This window comes from Pseudomonas sp. JL27(2026), from assembly GCF_056933555.1.
The window spans coordinates 1,798,719-1,816,808 of the sequence record NZ_CM167794.1 but is presented as its reverse complement, the minus strand read 5'-3'; the positions used below and the strand labels follow the sequence as shown (position 1 = coordinate 1,816,808).

At 60.6% G+C, this 18,090-nt stretch carries 17 protein-coding genes; 12 read left to right on the top strand and 5 right to left on the bottom strand.

Annotation, left to right across the window (positions count from 1 at the left end; all coding sequences use genetic code 11):
- Positions 1-266: 266 nt before the first annotated feature.
- Entirely contained in the window at positions 267-1,862 is a 1,596-nt protein-coding gene (locus AC1Z1G_RS08185; protein ID WP_483626293.1) for a glycoside hydrolase family 17 protein, read from the top strand.
- A gap of 136 nt (positions 1,863-1,998) precedes the next feature.
- Here AC1Z1G_RS08185 and AC1Z1G_RS08180 read toward each other — a convergent pair whose 3' ends face one another.
- A complete protein-coding gene (locus AC1Z1G_RS08180) occupies positions 1,999-2,367 on the bottom strand; it encodes a hypothetical protein (RefSeq protein ID WP_483626291.1) in 369 nt (122 codons plus the stop codon).
- Between the two features lie 224 nt (positions 2,368-2,591).
- On the opposite strand from AC1Z1G_RS08180, the gene AC1Z1G_RS08175 reads away from it, so the two are divergent.
- Together AC1Z1G_RS08175 and AC1Z1G_RS08170 are read left to right on the top strand one after the other, a co-directional pair.
- Positions 2,592-3,890, top strand: coding sequence for a serine/threonine protein kinase (locus AC1Z1G_RS08175; RefSeq protein WP_483626289.1), 1,299 nt, complete (start codon positions 2,592-2,594; stop codon positions 3,888-3,890).
- Positions 3,883-4,671 carry an MlaA family lipoprotein gene (locus AC1Z1G_RS08170; RefSeq protein WP_483626287.1) on the top strand — a complete coding sequence of 263 codons (789 nt, stop codon included), beginning with the start codon at positions 3,883-3,885 and terminating at the stop codon, positions 4,669-4,671. Before AC1Z1G_RS08175 ends, AC1Z1G_RS08170 begins: the two co-directional genes overlap by 8 nt.
- Positions 4,672-4,809: 138 nt before the next feature.
- Here AC1Z1G_RS08170 and AC1Z1G_RS08165 read toward each other — a convergent pair whose 3' ends face one another.
- Positions 4,810-5,724 carry a DUF808 domain-containing protein gene (locus AC1Z1G_RS08165; RefSeq protein WP_483626285.1) on the bottom strand — a complete coding sequence of 305 codons (915 nt, stop codon included), beginning with the start codon at positions 5,722-5,724 and terminating at the stop codon, positions 4,810-4,812.
- 134 nt (positions 5,725-5,858) lie between these two features.
- Here AC1Z1G_RS08165 and AC1Z1G_RS08160 point away from each other — a divergent pair, with 134 nt between their 5' ends.
- Positions 5,859-6,464: a TetR/AcrR family transcriptional regulator gene (locus AC1Z1G_RS08160; RefSeq protein WP_483626283.1), complete on the top strand. Its 606-nt coding sequence runs from the start codon at positions 5,859-5,861 to the stop codon at positions 6,462-6,464.
- A gap of 113 nt (positions 6,465-6,577) precedes the next feature.
- Here the strand turns inward: AC1Z1G_RS08160 and AC1Z1G_RS08155 are convergent, their stop codons facing one another.
- On the bottom strand, positions 6,578-7,036 hold the full coding sequence (locus AC1Z1G_RS08155; protein WP_483626281.1) for an REP-associated tyrosine transposase: 459 nt from the start codon (positions 7,034-7,036) through the stop codon (positions 6,578-6,580).
- A 214-nt stretch (positions 7,037-7,250) separates the two neighbouring features.
- Positions 7,251-7,691: a GlcG/HbpS family heme-binding protein gene (locus tag AC1Z1G_RS08150; RefSeq protein ID WP_483626279.1), complete on the bottom strand. Its 441-nt coding sequence runs from the start codon at positions 7,689-7,691 to the stop codon at positions 7,251-7,253.
- Positions 7,692-7,957: 266 nt separating this feature from the next.
- On the opposite strand from AC1Z1G_RS08150, the gene gcl reads away from it, so the two are divergent.
- The 8 genes from gcl to AC1Z1G_RS08110 all read left to right on the top strand — a co-directional run bounded on the left by gcl (position 7,958) and on the right by AC1Z1G_RS08110 (position 17,611).
- A complete protein-coding gene (gcl, locus tag AC1Z1G_RS08145; protein WP_483626277.1) occupies positions 7,958-9,733 on the top strand; it encodes a glyoxylate carboligase in 1,776 nt (591 codons plus the stop codon).
- Between the two features lie 168 nt (positions 9,734-9,901).
- Positions 9,902-10,684 (top strand): hydroxypyruvate isomerase, encoded by a 783-nt coding sequence (hyi, locus tag AC1Z1G_RS08140; RefSeq protein ID WP_483626275.1) that lies wholly within the window; start codon positions 9,902-9,904, stop codon positions 10,682-10,684.
- Positions 10,685-10,837: 153 nt separating this feature from the next.
- Positions 10,838-11,728 (top strand): 2-hydroxy-3-oxopropionate reductase, encoded by an 891-nt coding sequence (locus tag AC1Z1G_RS08135; RefSeq protein ID WP_483626274.1) that lies wholly within the window; start codon positions 10,838-10,840, stop codon positions 11,726-11,728.
- 149 nt (positions 11,729-11,877) lie between these two features.
- Positions 11,878-13,158, top strand: a complete 1,281-nt coding sequence (locus AC1Z1G_RS08130; RefSeq protein WP_483626272.1) for a glycerate kinase type-2 family protein — start codon at positions 11,878-11,880, stop codon at positions 13,156-13,158.
- Positions 13,148-14,563 carry a pyruvate kinase gene (pyk, locus tag AC1Z1G_RS08125; protein ID WP_483626270.1) on the top strand — a complete coding sequence of 472 codons (1,416 nt, stop codon included), beginning with the start codon at positions 13,148-13,150 and terminating at the stop codon, positions 14,561-14,563. Before AC1Z1G_RS08130 ends, pyk begins: the two co-directional genes overlap by 11 nt.
- 190 nt (positions 14,564-14,753) lie before the next feature.
- Entirely contained in the window at positions 14,754-15,674 is a 921-nt protein-coding gene (locus AC1Z1G_RS08120; RefSeq protein ID WP_483626269.1) for an urea transporter, read from the top strand.
- Between the two features lie 21 nt (positions 15,675-15,695).
- Positions 15,696-16,520: an ion transporter gene (locus AC1Z1G_RS08115; protein ID WP_483626267.1), complete on the top strand. Its 825-nt coding sequence runs from the start codon at positions 15,696-15,698 to the stop codon at positions 16,518-16,520.
- Positions 16,521-16,612: 92 nt separating this feature from the next.
- Positions 16,613-17,611, top strand: coding sequence for a sulfate ABC transporter substrate-binding protein (locus AC1Z1G_RS08110; protein WP_347904813.1), 999 nt, complete (start codon positions 16,613-16,615; stop codon positions 17,609-17,611).
- A 67-nt stretch (positions 17,612-17,678) separates the two neighbouring features.
- On the opposite strand, the gene AC1Z1G_RS08105 is transcribed toward AC1Z1G_RS08110, so the two are convergent.
- Positions 17,679-18,077, bottom strand: coding sequence for a RidA family protein (locus AC1Z1G_RS08105; RefSeq protein WP_483626265.1), 399 nt, complete (start codon positions 18,075-18,077; stop codon positions 17,679-17,681).
- Between the last annotated feature and the right edge of the window lie 13 nt (positions 18,078-18,090).

Genomic DNA, 18,090 nt, shown 5'->3' with positions numbered 1-18,090 from the left:
CGAGCGGCGTCAACGTATTGTTATATGGCGGCCCGCGTGGCCACCGGCGCCCCCATCACGCCTCACCGCAAACTCGCTCGAACATCAGCGGAGTACTGATGCTTGGATAATCAACCTGACGACCGCCGTGACCTGCTCTGCCAGCGACCTCGATGCACCGAGAAACGACATCAGAACGCCAGCAACCGCGACCTTGAAAAATACCCTGACAATTCCCGCCCGAACTTTGCATGTCAAAATCATGCAGCCCACCAAGCACATGGCAAATGCAGGTAAGATGCGCGGCTTTGCTCCCAGACGGCCTGACCATGCCCGCCAACACCCGCTTCCCTTTTTTTGCTTATCTGTTCGCCTGCCTGCTGGGCGTGTTCGCCCTCGGTGGTTTCTGGTACGGCCTCGGCCAACCAGTGCTGCTGCCGGACGTGGCCAGCGCTTCGCATAAGTTGCAGTGCGCCTCCTACACCCCGTTCGACAAGGACCAATCGCCGTTCGACCAGCCGTTCACGTTGCGCCCCGAACGCATGGACGCGGACCTCGCGTTGCTGTCGACCCGTTTCGAGTGCATCCGCACTTACTCCATGACCGGCCTGGAAGCCCTGCCGGACCTGGCGCGCAAGCACGGCTTGAAGCTGATGATCGGCGCCTGGGTCAACAACAACCCGGTGGACACCGCCAAGGAAGTCGAACTGCTGATCGCCTCGGCCAATGCCAACGCGGACGTGGTCACTTCGGTGATCGTCGGCAACGAAACCCTGCTGCGCAAGGAAGTCACCGGCCCGCAACTGGCCAAACTGATCCACCACGTCAAAAGCCACGTCAAACAACCGGTGACCTACGCCGATGTATGGGAGTTCTGGCTCAAGCACCCGGAAATCGCCCCGGCGGTGGATTTCCTGACCATTCACTTGCTGCCGTATTGGGAAGATGACCCCTCGAACATCGACGCCGCGCTGCACCACGTCGCCGAAGTGCGCCAGGTGTTTGGCAACCGCTTCGCCCCCAAAGACGTGATGATTGGTGAAACAGGCTGGCCGAGCGAAGGTCGCCAACGCGAAACCGCCCTGCCTAGCCGGGTCAACGAGGCCAAGTTCATTCGCGGCTTTGTCGCCATGGCCGAACAACAAGGCTGGCACTACAACCTGATCGAAGCGTTCGACCAACCGTGGAAACGCGCCAGTGAAGGTGCGGTCGGTGGGTACTGGGGGCTGTTCGATGCAGACCGCCAGGACAAAGGCATACTCGCCGGCCCTGTATCGAACCTGCCGCTCTGGCCACAATGGCTGGGCATTGGCGCGCTGATCATGCTGGGTACGCTGATCCTCGGCGGCCGCGTACGCACCACCCGTGCGGCGCTGGTGTTGCCACTGCTCGGCGCAGTGGCGGCGTGCTCTATCGGTGCCTGGGGCGAACTGGTGCGCGTTACCACGCGTTTTACCGGCGAATGGCTCTGGGCCGGCTTGTTGGTCGCACTAAACCTGTTGGTGCTGGCCCACGCCGCGCTGACCCTGAGCAGCAAAACCGGTTGGCGCGAACGCGCCTTCAATGCCCTGGAGCGTCGGGCTGGCTGGCTGCTGGCAGCCGCAGGTTTCGCGGCGGCAGTGATGATGCTTGAGTTGGTGTTCGACCCACGCTATCGCAGCTTCCCGAGCGCGGCCCTGCTGCTGCCGGCACTGGTTTACCTGTGCCGCCCGGTCAACGTGCCGCGTCGTGAAATTGCGATGCTGACGTTCATTGTCGGCGCCGGCATTGCCCCGCAGCTATACCGCGAAGGCTTGCTGAATCAACAAGCCTGGGGTTGGGCGCTGGTAAGTGTCTTGATGGTTGCCGCGATGTGGCGCAGCTTGCGGGTTCGCAAGGGCTGATCTTCAGCGCCACTGGCCTCTTCGTCGGATCGCCGCCCGGAGCAGGCTCACTCCCACACTGGATCATCTGTGTACACAAATTATGTGAACGACCGAGATCAAGTGTGGGAACGGGCTTGCTCGCGAAGGCTATTTATCAGGCGCTACGAGAAGCCCTGACCAGACGCAACGCCGCAATCACCAGCGCAAACACCGCAAACGTGGTGTTGTACAACGCCAGCGCCGGGATACCGAACACCAGCCCCAACACCGCCAACCCCCAGCCTGCACGACCCGGCAGCACAAAGCCGACCATCGCCGTCGCCAGCGCCGCCCAGCCCAACACTTTGAAGTGAATCATGAGGCCCAGGTTCGAGCGCACCTGACATTCCCAACGGCTTGCCTCATCGACGCATATGCCGACCCATTGAGCATCCTCCATAAAGCCATAACGCACGCCATAACTGGCGGCCAGCCACAGTGGCAGGAGAACGAGCAGCAACATCACAGGCAAACGGCGGGACATGGGGCACTCCGATAGACGAAAACGGCGCCCAGCTTAATCGCCCGACAGCGGTAAGCAAGCGAGTTCGGCAGATAAGTGGTCATCAAACGGCTGCAAAGTGTATCGTCCGTCTACTATTACCCTCGATTCACGCCTGTTTGGTGCCGCCGCATGGCACTTTGGCGTACGTGCGATGGTCATAGCCTGCGAACCTCACTCGGCACCTTCCTCTAAGGGATTTAGTCATGCTCCGTTCCTTGCGCTTTGCTGCCTTGATAGGCGGCCTTATCTTGAGTGCGTCCGCACTGGCGGCGGATATCGACGCCGCCAGTTATGGCTATCCCCTGACCAACCCGTTCGAGGCGACCATCGCCACCACACCGCCGGACCTGCGGCCAGACTTGCCGACCAATGACCAGATCAGTCAGTCGGACTACAGCCTGAATGTGCGCCCGGAGCGTGAATTCATTCTCCCGGACAATTTCTGGGCGGTGAAAAAACTCACCTACCGCATGGCCCGACAGGATCACGCCGCACCGCTGATTTTCCTGATTGCCGGCACTGGCGCCCGCTATGACAGCAGCCACAACGAATACCTGAAAAAGCTCTACTACAAGGCTGGCTATCATGTAGTGCAACTGTCGTCGCCCACCAGCTTCGACTTCATCAGTGCCGCGTCGCGCTTCGCCACGCCAGGCGTGACCAAGGAAGACGCCGAGGACATGTATCGGGTGATGCAGGCCGTGCGGGCGCAGCACCCGAAACTGCCAGTGACCGATTACTACCTGACGGGCTACAGCCTCGGCGCGCTGGATGCGGCATTTGTCGCCCATCTGGACGAAACCCGACGCAGCTTCAACTTCAAGAAAGTCCTGCTGCTCAACCCGCCGGTCAACCTCTACACGTCCATCACCAACCTGGACAAGCTGGTACAAACGGAAGTCAAAGGCATCAACAACAGCACCACGTTCTACGAACTGGTACTGAACAAGCTGACCCGCTACTTCCAGCAAAAAGGCTACATCGACCTCAACGATGCCCTGCTCTACGACTTCCAGCAGTCCAAACAGCACCTGACCAACGAACAGATGGCCATGCTGATCGGCACCTCGTTCCGCTTTTCAGCAGCGGACATTGCCTTTACCTCGGACCTGATCAACCGTCGCGGCCTGATCATCCCGCCCAAGTACCCGATCACCGAAGGCACCAGCATGACGCCGTTTCTCAAGCGGGCGCTGCAATGCGATTTCGACTGCTACCTGACCGAACAAGTGATCCCGATGTGGCGCGCACGCACCGACGGCGGCAGCATCTTGCAACTGATCGACCAGGCCAGCCTCTACGCACTGAAGGACTACCTGCACGGCAGCCCGAAAATCGCGGTCATGCACAACGCCGACGACGTGATCCTCGGCCCTGGCGACCTGGGTTTCCTGCGCAAGACTTTTGGTGACCGCCTGACGGTCTACCCGCACGGTGGCCATTGCGGCAACCTCAACTATCGCGTCAACAGCGACGCCATGCTGGAGTTCTTCCGTGGCTAAACATTTACTGCTGATCGCCGCGCTGCTCTGCGCAGGTTACGCCAACGCCGACAACAGCAAGGCCAACGCCCCCACAGTGACTGACCCGGACGGCTTCACCGAGCCCTTGAGCAAACTCAAGTTCAACCCTGGGCTGGACCAGCGCGAGTTCGAACGCTCGACCCTGAATGCGTTGAACGTGTATGACCCGCTGGAATCGTGGAACCGCCGGGTCTATCACTTCAACTATCGCTTCGATCAATGGGTGTTCCTGCCAGTGGTCGACGGTTATCGCTACGTTACCCCAAGCTTCCTGCGCACCGGGGTCAGCAACTTCTTCAACAACCTGGGCGACGTGCCAAACCTGGTCAACAGCCTGCTTCAGTTCAAAGGCCAGCGCTCACTGGACATCACCGCCCGCCTGCTGCTCAACACCACCCTTGGCGTTGCCGGCCTGTGGGACCCGGCGACCGCCATGGGCGTGCCCCGCCAAAGCGAAGACTTCGGCCAGACCCTGGGCTTTTACGGTGTACCGGGCGGCGCCTATCTGGTGTTGCCGATTCTCGGCCCGTCCAACCTGCGCGACACAGGCGGCCTGGTGTTCGACTACAGCGCAGAGTCAGCCATCAACTTCCTCAACGTTGCCGAAGTCAGCAGCAACCACCCGGAAATCTGGGCCCTGCGCAGTATCGACAAGCGCTACCAGATGACCTTCCGCTACGGCCAGACGAACTCACCCTTCGAGTACGAAAAGGTGCGCTACGTGTACACCGAAGCACGCAAGTTGCAGATCGCCGAGTAAGGCATTCAGCGGGCAACAAAAAAGGCCATTCGATTCGCCTCGAATGGCCTTTTTCATACACACCGCCAATCAAATGTGGGCTTGCTCCGGGCGGCGATCCGACGAAGGCGGCTTCACATTCACCGCCCCCACAGGGTTTTAACCTTTCACTGACTTCCAGACCTTGCTCGCCAGCATGACGCCGGCCAATACCACGGCACCTGCAACAATCCCCGCGACCGCGTTCAGCAGGCTCGGCACGATCCAGGAGAAACCGGCAGCGCTCTGGCTCACGCCTTCGATCCAGTGATGAACCACCGGTACGCCATGGGTGAGAATCCCGCCGCCCACCAGGAACATGGCCGCAGTACCAATCACCGAGAGGCTTTTCATCATGTAAGGCGCGGCATGCAGGATTGCGCTGCCGACCTTTTTCGCCAGTTGCCCAGGCTTCCGGGTCAACCACAGGCCCAGGTCATCGAGCTTGACGATGCCGGCCACCAATCCATAAACCCCGACGGTCATGACGATCGCGATGCCCGACAACACAATGACTTGCTGGGTCAGCGAAGCACCCGCCACGGTGCCCAGGGTGATGGCGATGATCTCAGCCGAAAGGATGAAGTCGGTACGCACCGCGCCCTTGATCTTGTCTTTTTCAAAGGCCACCAGATCGGTTGCAGGGTCAGCCACCGCCTCGACCAATTGAGCGTGTTCGGCCTGATCCTCAGCTTTACTGTGGAGGAACTTGTGCGCCAGTTTTTCGAAGCCTTCGAAACACAGATACGCGCCGCCGACCATCAACAGCGGCGTCACCAGCCACGGCACGAATGCGCTGATGGCCAACGCCGACGGCACCAGGATCAGTTTGTTGCGGAACGAGCCCTTGGCCACCGCCCAAACCACCGGAATTTCCCGCTCGGCACGCACGCCCGACACCTGCTGGGCATTAAGCGCCAGGTCGTCGCCGAGTACGCCAGCGGTCTTTTTCGCCGCCATTTTGGTCATCAGGGCCACATCGTCGAGAACGGCGGCGATATCGTCGATCAGCACCAGCAAACTGCTACCAGCCATGGATCATGGTTTCCTTCGGGTTTGAATGGTGCGCAGCATACCGCGACAGGCCGTGGCGTGGGCATTCTTGAGCCCCGCGCAAGGCCGGTGCTACCATGCGCAACCGCCAGAACAGGCAAGGAATCACCTGGTTTATGAGCACTATCCGCGAGCGCAATAAAGAACTGATCCTGCGTGCCGCCAGTGAGGAATTTGCCGACAAGGGCTTCGCTGCGACCAAAACCAGTGACATCGCGGCCAAGGCGGGGCTGCCCAAGCCCAACGTCTACTACTACTTCAAATCCAAGGAAAACCTCTACCGAGAGGTGCTGGAAAGCATCATCGAGCCGATTCTTGCGGCCTCGACGCCGTTCAACGCCGAGGGCGTGCCCAGCGAAGTCCTGAGCGCCTACATCCGCTCGAAAATCTGCATCTCGCGTGATTTGCCGTTCGCCTCCAAGGTGTTCGCCAGCGAGATCATGCACGGCGCGCCACACTTGAGCGCCGATCAGGTCGAGCAGCTCAATGCCCAGGCCAAGCACAACATCGACTGCATCCAGACCTGGATCGACCGCGGCCAGATCGCCCCCATCGACCCTAACCACCTGATGTTCAGCATCTGGGCCGCAACCCAGACCTACGCCGACTTCGACTGGCAGATCTCCGTCGTCACCGGCAAGACCAAACTGGATGAAAGCGACTACGAAGCCGCGGCGCAGACCATCATTCGCCTGGTGCTCAAGGGCTGTGAGCCGGACTGATAGACCGAGCCGCCCTCCTTCGCGAGCAAGCCCGCTCCCACATTGGATCTCCTGTGTTCACAAATCCCTTGTGGGAGCGGGCTTGCTCGCGAACGGGGCAACTCAGTGCCGGATCAAACCCAAATCGCATCCCACAACGGATAATCGCCCAGCCGCTCGACCAACCCTGCCCGCAATGGGTTAGCCACAACGTACCGGGCCACACTGAGCAAACTGTCTTCCTGGCGCAGCGCATGATCGTGAAAACTCTGCTGCCAGAGACTGCCCGCTCTGCCGGTCGCTGAGTTGATTGATCGGGTACTTAAGGATTTCGTCTGGCACATCAATTGACCCAACGATCCTTTTGGCAGTTGGACAAGCCAATGAAAATGATCAGGCATTACAACCCAGGCCAATGAGTCGATAAACCCTTCGTTCTGCGCCTGCCTGAATTGCTGTACGACCATCCTTCCAAGGGAGTAATCCCTGAACACAGGTTCCCGCTTAAGCGTGTTGACGGTCAGTAGGTAGATTCGGTTTCGCTGTGCAAAACGGCCGATACGCAGGCGATGTGAAGCTGATAGCTCGGGCATTCCTTCGCCCCTCCTCATGATTCAGTCATGAAGAAGGCTAGACCTGTGAATGCCGACTGGAGATTCAGACTTTAGCTGGATGTGTCTGAAAGATTGCCTTCGCGAGCAAGCCCGCTCCCACACTTGATCTGTGGTGTTCAGACATTTTGTGTCCACCACCGAACCATTGTGGGAGCGGGCTTGATCGCGAAGGCGGTAGATCAGGCGCTGAAGATCAGGCAGTAACACCCGCATCCGCCCGCAACCCCTGCGCTTCAATCGCGCTGATTGCGCATTGCTCGTCAATGTCCGAGGTATCGCCGCTGATGCCGATGGCCCCCAGCACCACCCCGTCCTGATCCCGAATCAACACCCCGCCCGGCGCGGGCACCACGCTGCCCTGCCCCAGGCTGTTCAACGCCGCGATAAACGCCGGACGCTGTTGCGCGTCGAGTGCCAGCAACCGCGAGCCCTTGCCCAGCGCAACCGCGCCCCAGGCCTTGCCGATGGCGATCTGAGGGCGCAACAGGCTGGCGCCGTCTTCGCGTTGCAGGCTCAACAAATGCCCGCCCGCATCCAATACCGCAACCGTCAGCGGTGCCGCAGCGATCTTGCGCCCCGCAACAATGGCCCGACCGGTCAGGCTGACTGCGACTTTCAAGGTTAAAGCGCTCATGGGTGCCGTCCTTATTGTGTGATGGGAAAGCCTTTTGGGTTTTTTCGTTGAGAAGGCCCACACGCCAAATAGAACACAATGAACTATTGTTTTGTATACAATATTTACAACAAAGCGCCTCGCGCGACGAAAAGCCACAGTGTTTCAGGCTTCCGACGAATGAAACAGCGACGCAATAAAATGGATTGACCTGCGCCATTGCGCATGAATACACTCCGCACAACAGCCACTTGTATACAATTACAAAACGTAAGAGGCACAAAATAATGAGCAAAATGAGAGCAATCGAGGCCGCCGTTCTGGTGATGCGCCGCGAAGGGGTTGATACCGCTTTTGGCATCCCTGGTGCCGCGATCAACCCGCTGTACTGCGCCCTGCAAAAGGTCGGCGGCATCGATCACGTCCTCGCTCGCCACGTTGAAGGCGCCTCGCACATGGCCGAGGGCTACACCCGCACCAAGGCCGGCAACATCGGCGTGTGCATCGGCACCTCCGGCCCGGCCGGCACCGACATGGTCACCGGGCTCTACAGCGCTTCGGCCGACTCGATCCCGATTCTCTGCATCACCGGGCAAGCACCACGGGCCCGCCTGCACAAGGAAGACTTCCAGGCTGTCGATATCACCAGCATCGTCAAACCCGTGACCAAATGGGCGACCACTGTTCTGGAGCCAGGCCAGGTGCCTTATGCGTTCCAGAAAGCCTTTTATGAAATGCGCTCGGGCCGCCCAGGCCCGGTGCTGATCGACCTGCCATTCGACGTGCAAATGGCCGAGATCGAATTTGACATCGACGCTTACGAACCGCTGCCACTGGCCAAACCTGCAGCCACCCGCAAGCAAGTTGAAAAAGCCCTGGCCCTGCTCGATCAGGCCCAGCGCCCATTGCTGGTGGCCGGTGGCGGCATCATCAATGCCAATGCCAGCGACCTGCTGGTGGAGTTTGCCGAACTGACCGGCATCCCGGTGATCCCGACCCTGATGGGCTGGGGCACGATCCCGGACGATCACCCGCTGATGGTCGGCATGGTCGGCTTGCAGACGTCGCACCGCTACGGCAACGCAACGATGCTCAAATCCGACGTAGTGTTGGGCGTCGGCAACCGTTGGGCCAACCGTCACACCGGCTCGGTCGAGGTGTACACCGAAGGCCGCAAGTTCATTCACGTCGACATCGAACCGACCCAGATCGGCCGCGTGTTCACCCCGGACCAGGGCATCGTGTCCGACGCAGGCGCGGCACTGGAAATGTTCATCGAAGTCGCCCGCGAATGGAAAGCTGCCGGCAAGCTGAAAGACCGCAGCGCCTGGCTCAAAGACTGCCAGCAGCGCAAGGCCAACCTGCACCGCAAGACTCACTTCGACAACGTGCCGGTCAAACCGCAGCGCGTGTACGAAGAGATGAACAAGGTGTTCGGCAAAGACACCTGCTACGTCAGCACCATCGGCCTGTCGCAGATTGCCGGCGCGCAGTTCCTGCACGTCTACAAACCGCGCCACTGGATCAACTGCGGTCAGGCAGGCCCTTTGGGCTGGACCATTCCGGCCGCGCTGGGCGTGGTCAAGGCTGACCCGAACCGCAAGGTCGTGGCACTCTCGGGCGACTACGACTTCCAGTTCATGATCGAAGAACTCGCGGTGGGCGCGCAGTTCAAACTGCCGTACATCCACGTCGTGGTGAACAATTCGTACCTGGGGCTGATCCGCCAGGCGCAGCGCGGTTTCGAGATGGATTACTGCGTGCAGTTGTCCTTCGACAACCTCAACGCACCAGAGCTCAACGGTTACGGGGTTGACCACGTGGCGGTTGCCGAAGGCCTGGGCTGCAAGGCCCTGCGCGTGTTCGAACCGGCTGACATCGCCCCCGCCCTGCGCAAGGCCGAAGCGCTGATTCAGGAGTTCAAGGTGCCGGTGATCGTCGAGATTATCCTGGAGCGCGTGACCAACATTTCCATGGGCACCGAGATCAACGCCGTCAACGAATTCGAAGACCTGGCGCTGGTCGGCAATGATGCGCCGACGGCAATTTCGTTGCTCGATTGATTTGGTTTTTAGCCCCCTCTCCCTCTGGGAGAGGGCTGGGGTGAGGGAGCGGTTTTGTGCCGTTCGGGGAGTTCGGGGCCAACCCTGATTCCCCCCTCACCCTAACCCTCTCCCCCAGGAGAGGGGACTGATCGCGTTGTATCAGCCAATTTGTTTTAGGAGACCACCATGCCGCGTTTCGCAGCCAACCTGTCCATGCTGTTCACCGAACAGGATTTTCTTGCCCGCTTCGAGGCGGCCGCCAAGGCCGGCTTCAGTGGTGTCGAATACCTGTTCCCCTACGATTTCAGTTCCGCCGACATCAAGGCCAAACTCGATGCCAACGGCCTGACCCAAGTGCTGTTCAACCTGCCAGCCGGTGACTGGGCCAAGGGTGAACGCGGGATCGCCTGCCACCCGGACCGGGTGGAAGAGTTCCGCGCCGGCGTGAACCTGGCCATCGCTTATGCGCATGTGCTGGGCAACACCCAGGTCAACTGCCTGGCCGGTATTCGCCCCCAAGGGGTGGACGACGCCACGCTAGAAAAAACCTTTGTCGCCAACCTCAAGTACGCCGCCGACACGCTGCAAGCGGCAGGCATCAAACTGGTGATGGAAGCCATCAACACCCGCGACATCCCGGGCTTCTACCTGAACAACACCGCTCAGGCCCTGTCGATTCGCGAGCAGGTGGGCAGCGCCAACCTGTTCCTGCAATACGACATCTACCACATGCAAATCATGGAGGGCGACCTGGCCCGGACCATGGCGACGTACCTGGGCGACATCAACCACATCCAGCTCGCCGACAACCCGGGCCGCAATGAGCCGGGCACTGGCGAAATCAACTACCGCTTCCTGTTCGAACACCTGGACCGTATCGGGTATCAGGGTTGGGTCGGCTGCGAGTACAAACCGCTGACCACCACCGAAGCAGGCCTGGGCTGGTTGAAAACCCATAACGCGATCTGACGCAGTCCCTGTGGGAGCGGGCTTGCTCGCGAAAGCGGTCCGACATTCAGAACTGATGTCGACTGATACACCGCCTTCGCGAGCAAGCCCGCTCCCACCAAAAGCCGCCCCCCCATTTGCTTGAAGCAGCAATAAAAACAAGAGGACTTTCTCATGGCTAAAATCGGATTTATCGGCACCGGCATCATGGGCCACCCAATGGCGTTGAACCTGCAGAAAGCCGGTCACAGCCTGTTCCTGTCGGCGCATCACGATGCCGCCCCGGCAGACCTGATCGCCGCGGGCGCGGTCGCGCTGACGAACCCGAAAGAAGTCGCCCAGGAAGCCGAGTTCATCATCATCATGGTGCCGGACACCCCGCAGGTCGACGATGTGCTGTTCCGCGCCGACGGCATTGCAGCCGGTGTCGGCCCGGGCAAAGTGGTGATCGACATGAGTTCGATCTCGCCCACCGCGACCAAAGCTTTTGCAGCGAAGATCAACGCCAAAGGCGCGCACTACCTCGACGCCCCGGTGTCTGGTGGTGAAGTCGGCGCCAAGGCGGCGACCCTGAGCATCATGGTCGGCGGCGACAACTCGGCCTTCGAACGCGCCCTGCCACTGTTCCAGAGCATGGGCAAGAACATCACCCTGGTTGGCGGAAACGGCGACGGTCAAACCGCGAAAGTGGCGAACCAGATCATCGTTGCCCTGAACATCCAGGCCGTGGCCGAAGCGCTGCTGTTCGCCTCGAAAAACGGTGCCGATCCGGCCAAGGTCCGTGAGGCGCTGATGGGCGGCTTCGCTTCGTCGAAGATCCTTGAGGTCCATGGCGAACGCATGATCAAAGGCACGTTCGATCCAGGCTTTCGCATCAGCCTGCACCAGAAGGACCTCAACCTGGCACTGGCCGGCGCACGCGAGCTGGGCATCAACCTGCCCAACACCGCCGGCACCCAGCAAGTGTTCAGCACCTGCGCGGCCATCGGCGGCAGCCACTGGGACCACTCGGCGCTGATCAAGGGCTTGGAACACATGGCGAATTTCTCGATTCGCGATAAATAAAACCAGCACAAAACCTGTGGGAGCGGGCTTGCTCGCGAAAGCGGTGGAACAGTCAACATAGATGTTGAATGTCAGGGCCTCTTCGCGAGCAAGCCCGCTCCCACAGGACCGAGTTGCCCTTCAAATAACAAGAATTCCGGGAGCCTGCCATGTCGGTCGATCCGCAACAATTCCTGCGCGAGCTGTTTGCTACAGCCATCGACGCCGCCCACCCGCAACACGTGCTCGAAGCCCATTTACCCAAAGACCGCAGCGGTCGTGTGATCGTCATCGGCGCCGGCAAGGCCGCTGCCGCCATGGCCCAAGTGGTCGAGCGCTGCTGGCAGGGCGAAGTGTCCGGGCTGGTCGTCACCCGCTACGGCCACGGCGCTCCCTGCGAGAAAATCGAAGTGGTCGAAGCCGCCCACCCGGTGCCTGACGCGGCAGGCCTGGCCGTGGCCAAACGGGTGCTGGAGCGGGTCAGCAACCTGACCGAAGACGACCGCGTGATCTTCCTGCTCTCGGGCGGCGGTTCAGCCCTGCTGGCATTGCCCGCCGCAGGCATTACCCTGGCCGACAAGCAGGCGATCAACAAAGCCTTGCTGCGCAGCGGCGCGACCATCGGCGAAATGAACTGTGTGCGCAAACACCTTTCAGCCATCAAGGGTGGCCGCCTCGGCAAAGCCTGCTGGCCCGCGACGGTTTACACCTATGCGATTTCCGATGTGCCGGGCGACCTCGCCACCGTGATCGCCTCCGGCCCGACCGTGGCAGACCCCAGCACGTCGGCCGAAGCCCTGGCGATCCTCAAGCGCTACGCCATCGAGACTCCCGCATCGGTGCGCGCCTGGTTGCAAAACCCCGAATCGGAAACCGTGAAACCCGGCGACCCGAGCCTGGCCCGCAATCATTTCCAACTGATTGCCCGCCCTCAGCAGTCCCTTGAAGCCGCGGCGGTGAAAGCCCGTCAGGCCGGTTTCAGCCCGCTGATCCTCGGCGACCTGGAAGGCGAGTCCCGGGAAGTGGCGAAAGTCCACGCCGGCATCGCCCGTCAGGTCGTGCTGCACGGCCAGCCACTGGCGGCGCCCTGCGTGATTCTCTCCGGCGGTGAAACCACCGTCACCTTGCGCGGCGATGGCCGTGGCGGGCGCAACGCCGAGTTCCTGCTGAGCCTGACCGACAACCTCAAGGGCCTGCCGGGCGTGTACGCCATGGCCGGTGATACCGACGGCATCGACGGCTCCGAAGACAACGCCGGCGCAATCATGACCCCAAGCAGCTACGCCCGCGCCGCCGCCCTCGGGTTGAGCGCCAGCGATGAGCTGGACAACAACAATGGCTATGGCTACTTCGCGGCGCTCGACGACTTGATCATCACCGAGCCGACGCGCACCAACGTCAACGACTTCCGTGCCATCCTGATTCTCGAGAGCCCTGACAATGACGCCTGATAAAAAGGTCAAAATCCTCGCCACCCTGGGCCCCGCCACCGACGGGATCGACGACATCCGTGAACTGGTGGAAGCCGGGGTGAACATCTTTCGCCTGAACTTCAGCCACGGCAATCACGCCGACCACGCGCAGCGCTACCAGTGGATTCGCGACGTCGAGCGTCAACTCAACTACCCGCTGGGCATTCTGATGGACCTGCAAGGCCCGAAACTACGCGTCGGCACCTTTGCCGAAGGCAAGGTACAACTGGTGCGCGGCCAGGCGTTTCGCCTGGACCTGGACAGCACGCCGGGCGATCAACACCGGGCCAACCTGCCCCACCCGCAAATCATTGCCGCGCTGACACCCGGCATGGACCTGCTGCTGGACGACGGCAAATTGCGCCTGCGGGTCATCACCAAACACAGCGATGCCATCGACACCACCGTGCTCAATGGCGGTGAGTTGTCCGACCGCAAAGGCGTGAATGTGCCGCAAGCGGTGCTCGACCTCAGCCCGCTGACGGCCAAGGATCGTCGCGACCTGAGCTTCGGTCTTGAGCTGGGTGTGGATTGGGTCGCGCTGTCGTTTGTGCAGCGCCCCGAGGACATTCACGAGGCCCGCGCACTGATCGGCGACAAGGCCTTTTTGATGGCGAAAATCGAAAAACCGTCCGCCGTCGAGCAACTGCGCGAAATCGCCGAGTTGAGTGACGCGATCATGGTCGCCCGTGGCGATCTGGGCGTGGAAGTGCCGGCCGAGAGCGTGCCGCACATCCAGAAAGACATCATCAGTACTTGCCGCCAGCTCGGCAAACCGGTGGTGGTCGCGACCCAGATGCTGGAGTCGATGCGGTTCTCCCCGACACCGACCCGCGCCGAGGTCACCGATGTCGCCAACGCCGTGGCCGAAGGCGCCGACGCGGTGATGCTGTCGGCAGAAACCGCGTCCGGCGAGTACCCGCTCGAAGCCGTGCAGATGATGAGCAAGATCATCCGCCAAGTCGAAAACGGTCCGGATTACCAGGCGCAACTGGATGTGAGCCGGCCGAAAGCCGAAGCCACTACCTCGGACGCCATCAGTTGTGCGATCCGGCGGATCAGCAACATCCTGCCGGTGGCGGTGCTGGTGAACTACAGCGAGTCCGGCAGTTCGAGCCTGCGGGCGGCACGTGAACGGCCCGCGGTGCCGATTCTCAACTTGACGCCGAACCTTTCAACCGCACGACGCCTGAGCGTGACGTGGGGCGTGCACTCGGTGGTCAATGATCGTTTGCGCCAGGTCGATGAGGTCTGCTCCACCGCCCTGGAAATAGCCCAGGCACAAGGCATGGCCAAACGCGGCGATACGCTGCTGATCACCGCGGGTGTGCCGTTCGGTCAGCCGGGGTCGACTAACTCGCTGCGAATAGAAACCTTGATCTAACGAACGCCCTCCTGTGGCGAGGGAGCTTGCTCCCGCTCGGCTGCGAAGCAGTCGTCTTTCGGCATGACGGGTTCCACAGAGAAACCGCATTCACCGGATTCGGGGCCGCTTCACGGCCCAGCGGGAGCAAGCTCCCTCGCCACAGAGTTTGTGCAAGCGCTTTGATTTCCCTCTGCCTCCAGACCCCATCATGCCGGCCAACCATTTCAACACCCACTGCCCCGACTGGGCCACGGCCCTGCTCAACGGTTTCAGTCAGATTTACCTCCAGCGTCATCCGCTGTGCGGTCTTCTGTGCCTGTTAGCCATCTTGTTTACAGCGCCAGCGTTGCTCGGCGGTGCGTTGCTGGGCGGCGTCGCCGGGTTGCTCACCGCGCAACGTCGCGGTTATGCCAAGGCAGATCGTCAGGCCGGCCTCTACAGTTACAACGGGGTCTTGCTCGGGCTGTTGATCAGCCTGCAATTCCCCTGGTCGGCCATGCTGCCACCACTGATCATCGCGTGCGCTGGCCTGAGCACGATCCTCACCGAACAATGGCTCAAGCGCGCTCGGGGCTTTCAATGCCTGCCCGCCTACACCGCGCCTTTCGTCGGGTTGGGTTGGCTCCTCTTGAGCGTCGCGACGCCCAGGCACTCATCACCTGCGCCGCTGGCCGAGCTCGATGGGCTAAACCTGCTCGCCGCTGCATTCAAAGGCCTTGGCCAGGTCGTGTTTCTCGACCATCCCCTGGCCGGCCTCCTGATCACCCTCGGCTTGTTGCTCGCCAATCGTCGCGCCGCCCTCTGGGCGCTGCTGGGTTCCGGCATCGGCCTGACCTGCGCCGTGTGGATGAACGACCTGTCTGGCGCCCTGCTTGGCCTGCACAGCTACAACCCGGCACTCGTCGCCCTCGCGCTCAGCCAGCAACGCCGACAACCGTGGCTGCCGCTGCTGGGCATCATGCTGGCCATTGTCCTCACTCCCGGCTTCGCCACCCTCGGACTCGCAACCCTGACGGCGCCGTTTATCCTCGCGTGCTGGCTGGTTCAAGCGGATACACGGGTGTTGCGTCAGGCTGCTATCAACCGTGCGCCTTGCGCTATCAAGGAGAATCCCCCTAGGCTGCGCTGATTTATGGCCAAGGCAATCTCAATGGACAGCAACAACACGTGGCGCCACCGCCTGTACGTGATGATTTTCCAGACCGACACCGTCGCCGGGCGGCGCTTCGACAGCATCCTGCTACTGATCATTCTGGCCAGTCTGGTGGTGGTGATTCTCGACAGCATCGATGACGTTCATCAGAACTACGCCAGCCTGTTGGCGTACATCGAATGGGGCTTCACGGTCATCTTTCTGGCCGAATACATCCTGCGCCTGTACTGCTCGCCCAAACCCCTGCGCTACGCCTTCAGCTTCTATGGATTGGTGGATCTGCTGGCCATCGTGCCGGGTGTCCTCGCGCTGTATTACAGCGATGCGCAGTACCTGCTGATCATTCGGATCATCCGGATGCTGCGGATCTTCCGCGTGCTCAAGCTCAGCCCCTACCTGAAGCAGGCCCATTACCTGCTCGATGCCCTGCGCGGCAGCAAACAGAAAATCCTCGTGTTCCTGCTCAGCGTCTGCACGCTGGTCATTGTGTTCGGCACCCTGATGTACGTGGTCGAAGGCCCGGAGCATGGCTTCACCAGCATTCCCAAGGGCATCTATTGGGCTATCGTCACCCTGACCACCGTCGGTTATGGCGACATCGTGCCCAAGACTGCGCTGGGGCAAGTCATCTCCTCAATGGTAATGATCACCGGTTACTCGATCATCGCGGTGCCCACCGGGATTTTCACGGCCGAGCTGGCCAGTGCCATGCGCGGCGAGCAGCTGCAACATGATTGCCCGGTGTGCAGCAAGAACAGCCATGAACACAGCGCGGCGTTTTGCTCGCGCTGCGGCAATGCGCTGTTCAAGAAAATAGAATAAGCAAAGAGCTTTTTAATCTTTAAAGAGATATGCAGCCCCGGCTATAGTCGACGGCAAATTGCCTTCACTCTCTCGAACAAAAGGAATGTGCAGTGAAAAAGATCTTTGGCGCCTCACTTCTGGCCGCTGGCCTGGCCCTGGCGAGCGTGGCTCAGGCCGCACCGACCCTGCTCAACGTGTCCTACGACGTGATGCGCGATTTCTACAAGGACTACAACACTGCCTTCCAGAAACACTGGCAAGCGCAACACAACGAAAACATCACCCTGCAAATGTCCTTCGGCGGCTCCAGCAAACAGGCGCGTTCGGTGATTGATGGCCTGCCGGCTGACGTCATTACCATGAACATGGCCACCGACATCAACGCCCTGGCCGACAACGGCAAACTGGTTCCGGACAACTGGGTGACTCGTCTGCCGAACAACAGCGCGCCCTTCACCTCCGCAACCGTGTTCATCGTGCGCAAGGGCAACCCGAAAGCCCTGAAAGACTGGCCAGACCTGCTCAAGGACGGCGTGCAAGTGATCGTGCCGAACCCGAAAACCTCGGGCAATGGCCGCTACACTTACCTCTCAGCCTGGGGCTACGTGCTGAAAAACGGCGGTGACGAGAACAAAGCCAAGGACTTCGTCGGCAAACTGTTCAAACAAGCCCCAGTACTCGACACCGGTGGCCGTGCCGCCACCACTACCTTCATGACCAACCAGATCGGCGACGTGTTGGTGACCTTCGAAAACGAAGCCGAAATGATCGCCCGCGAGTTCGGCCGCGACCAGTTCGAAGTGATCTACCCAAGCGTCTCTGCCGAAGCCGAGCCGCCGGTGAGCGTGGTCGATAAAGTCGTCGACAAGAAAGGTACCCGTGCGGCTGCCGAGGAATACCTGAAGTACCTGTGGTCGCCTGAAGGCCAGGAAATCGCCGCCGCCAACTACCTGCGTCCGCGTGACCCAGCGGTACTGGCCAAGTACACCGACCGCTTCCCGAAAGTCGATTTCCTGTCGGTGGAAAAAACCTTCGGTGACTGGCGCACCGTGCAGAAGACCCACTTCAACGATGGCGGGGTTTTCGACCAGATCTACAGCGGCCAGTAAGTACTGAGCCCATCATGAAAAAAGCGACCTTCGCAGGTCGCTTTTTTATCGCTTTGACAGTGGAGGATTAAGGCAGCACGGCCTCCACCTCGATTTCGATCAACCATTGCGGCAGTGACAGGCCGCTGACGATGATCCACGAAGAGGCCGGTGGATTGCTCGGGAAACGCTCCAGCAACACTTGAGTGATCTGCTCCTGTTGATCACGGGCCGACTCGGCAATGTAGATCCGCATCATGACCACATGGGACAGCTCCCCACCCGCCTCGGCCAGTACCTTTTCGATGTTGTCGAAGGCCTTATCCGTTTGCTCACGCAACCCCGGCGCAACGGTGTGCTCATGCTCATCGACCCCCACCTGCCCGGAGAGCAATAAACGACGCCCACCGCTCACTTCAACGGCCTGGCTGAAACCGTACTGAAGCGCGTTGAACACGCTGGGTGGATTTAAAACTGACTTCTGCATAGGAACTTCCGAT